Here is a 2,971-nt window from a genome sequence, read left to right on the forward strand (position 1 = left end):
GTTGCGGGAGCTGCTGCCCTTGTCGCTGCTTCGGTCATCGGATTCAGCGCGCCGGCGCAGGCCTCGATCACGCAGTGCGGGAGCAACCGCGCGTGCGCGTGGACGGATTCAAGCTACGCGGGGGCATTCGGGTCTTGGACGAGTTCGCAGTCCTCCTTGCCCGGATTCCACGACAACATCTCTTCCGTGGCGAACAACCGGACAGCGTACATCGGATGGTTCAGCGACCCTGGCTACTCGGGCGCCTTGTTCCAGCAGGCTGGCGGAGCTGCAGGTTTCTTCAACTGGCCCGACACGCGCAACGACTCGTTCGACTCCCTCTACTTCTACTGATGGCGGGTGGGCGGCTGACAGCGACAACGTCAGCAGCGGCGCTCATCACTGTCGTTGTGTTGACCGGGTGCTCGTCCGGGCCGTCGCAGGCGCATGCTAACGTGCGTGGACAGCTCGATCCGGCAACGGCGCAGATTGTGTTGCCACTTGAGTCCTACGCGATGAGCTGGGGTGAAGTGCAGACCGTAAATCATGCAAATGCGATTGCCATCGAAAAGTGCATGGCTAAGAAGGGGCTCACCTTTCCTCGCGCCTCTCAGGACTGGTCGGCGCTCACGCCTCTACCGGATCGTCGGTATGGGCTGTGGGCGCCGGCCGACGCTGAAGCCAACGGGTATGAGTTGCCCGAGTCGAGTCAATCGAAGGACGTTCAGGCCCAGGAGGATGCACTTGGTCCGGATTGGTGGCAGGACTATCAGGGGTGCTTCAAGTCGACCAAGCAGTTGCCGGTGATGGGGGTCAACACATCGCCAGATCAATCGGTGGTGGACCGTGGAATGAACGAGTCTTTTGAGGCCCTGCTTGCCAGCGACGAGTTCAAGTCGACCCGGGAGAAATGGCTCAGCTGCATCCAGAACGGCGGCCTTGCCGCCAACAAGGATGCCAGGGTGCTCGTGCCTCAATTTCCTTCTGCGGGAGAGGAGCAGTTGAAGGTTGCAGCCATCGATGTGCAATGCAAAGAATCGCTGAACTCCGTCCAGACGCTGGCGGACTGGGAGGCGACCAGGCAAGCAGAGTACATCGATGGTCACGAGGGCGACCTGACGGCCTACCGCGACAAGGTCAAGAAGGTGGTCGCCCAAGCGCAGAAGCTGGTCACGACCGTTGGCGGGTGAGCCGCGGCGGTTGCGCCGATTGGACCATCCATTCCGCGCTCTCGCCTTCGTTGCGGTCACGGTTCTAATCGCGGGCGCAGCCTTCCTGCTGGGCATGTGGGTGCGGTCGCCGGACTCGGCTGTCCTCGACGCTCGCGGTACAACTGTGCCCGTGTATGCGTCGGTTGAATCCAGAACCGTCACGGCAGACATTCGCATCCAGGGTGAGGTATCCGGGACGCAGCAACAGCCAGTGAGCGTTAATCCGCCAGCGGGGGCAGAGCGCATTGTCGTCACGTCCGTTTCAGCCAATCCGGGCCAGCTCACGAACGGCCAGCTTCTGGGCACCGTGTCGAACAGGCCAGTGTTCCTCTTCAGCGTGGATATCCCGCTGTTCCGAAACCTAGTAGCTGGAGATACAGGCAGTGACGTCGCCAGCCTGCAGAAAGCGCTTGGCGTCCCGCAAACAGGAAAGGTCGACAGTGCCACCCTAAGCGCCGTGCGCTTCGCTTACTCGGCCGCAAGTATTGAGCCACCCGGCGGTCGATACTCCACGACCATCACCACCGCAGAGTTTTACACCGTTCCCACTTCCCTCGGTGCGCTCTCCTTGATCTCAATCGCTCCGGCCGGCTCCTCTGTAGACAGCGATCACCCCTTCGCTGTACTGGGAACAGGATCCCCATACGTCAGTGTCCGAGCCAGCGTGAGCGAGGCCGAACAGATCAAGCAGAACGACAAAGTCAGCATCACCGGCTCTGGCGGGAAGAAGGGCACCGGCACGGTGGCCAAAATCAGCGAATTCCAGTCGAGCCCCACCAGCGGAGGACGACCACCCGGCCGCGACATCCAAATCAACCTCGATGCTGGCGGAAACCTGAAGGCCGGTGATGCCGTCGCAGTCCTCTTCGGTACCGAGTCAAAACCCGATATGGCAGTACCCACGATCGCAATCCGGTCGGACTCGGGAGGCGACTACGTGATCAAGCGCAGCCAATCCACCACCCCTGCGCGCACACCAGTCGTCGTGCAAAGAAATGCAGACGGCTGGACGGCGATAAAGGCGGAGGGTCTCGCGGTAGGGGACCAGGTGCTGGTGTCCCAATGACCGTTTCACCACCACGGCTCACACTCAACCGTATCCAGCGCCGCTATGGAGAGTCACAGCAGTGGTTCGCTATCCGAGAGGCGTCGCTGATCGTCGAACCTGGCGAATTCCTCGCCATCGTAGGGCGCTCCGGGTCAGGAAAATCGACCTTTCTCAACATCATCGGCTTGCTCGATTCACAGTGGGAGGGAAGCTACAAGCTCGGTGATATTGACGTTCGCAGTCTGAGCGCAACGCAGATCGACCGCCTGCGCAGCGCAACATACGGATTCATCTTCCAGTCTTCCTATGCAAACCCCTACGAAAGCACCGAACGAAACGCAACCCTGGCCCTAGCTATCCAAGGAGCACCGCTCCGCGAGCAATCAGAAAAGGTCTCGCAGGCACTGGAAGTTGTGGGGCTGGAGAGAAAGGCCGCTGCGCTCGCCCGCTCACTATCCGGTGGAGAACGTCAAAGACTCGCAATCGCGCGAGCCCTCACCACGAATCCCTCAATCATCGTGGCCGACGAGCCCACAGGAAACCTCGACACTGAAACGGGCGACCAAGTGATGCAGGCCCTCCTCGAGCTCAATCGACAGGGGGCAACGGTCATCCTGGTCACCCATGACGCGCGGATTGCAGCTTATGCCCACCGGACGGTTCGGATGGCCGACGGCATCCTTGAGACCACAGGGGCTGGCGCTTCTGTCGGTTCGACGACTGATGCTCAGGG

4 protein-coding genes are annotated in these 2,971 nt (G+C 61.0%); all 4 read left to right on the plus strand.

The features are described from left to right. Positions 1-333: peptidase inhibitor family I36 protein (locus tag Q0654_RS12405; protein ID WP_298854217.1), on the plus strand; the 333-nt coding region annotated here is incomplete at its 5' end. A 101-nt stretch (positions 334-434) separates the two neighbouring features. Further along, positions 435-1,169, plus strand: a complete 735-nt coding sequence (locus Q0654_RS12410; protein ID WP_175339057.1) for a hypothetical protein — start codon at positions 435-437, stop codon at positions 1,167-1,169. 19 nt (positions 1,170-1,188) lie between these two features. Beyond that, the gene (locus Q0654_RS12415; RefSeq protein WP_298854219.1) at positions 1,189-2,256 is read left to right on the plus strand and encodes a hypothetical protein; all 1,068 of its coding nucleotides are present in this window, start codon (positions 1,189-1,191) and stop codon (positions 2,254-2,256) included. Then, positions 2,253-2,971 (plus strand): ABC transporter ATP-binding protein (locus Q0654_RS12420; RefSeq protein ID WP_298854222.1); only part of this gene is annotated, 719 nt, incomplete at its 3' end. The genes Q0654_RS12415 and Q0654_RS12420, both read left to right, overlap by 4 nt.

The sequence above is a fragment of the uncultured Aquimonas sp. genome (assembly GCF_937888285.1).
GTDB lineage: Bacteria > Pseudomonadota > Gammaproteobacteria > Xanthomonadales > Xanthomonadaceae > Aquimonas.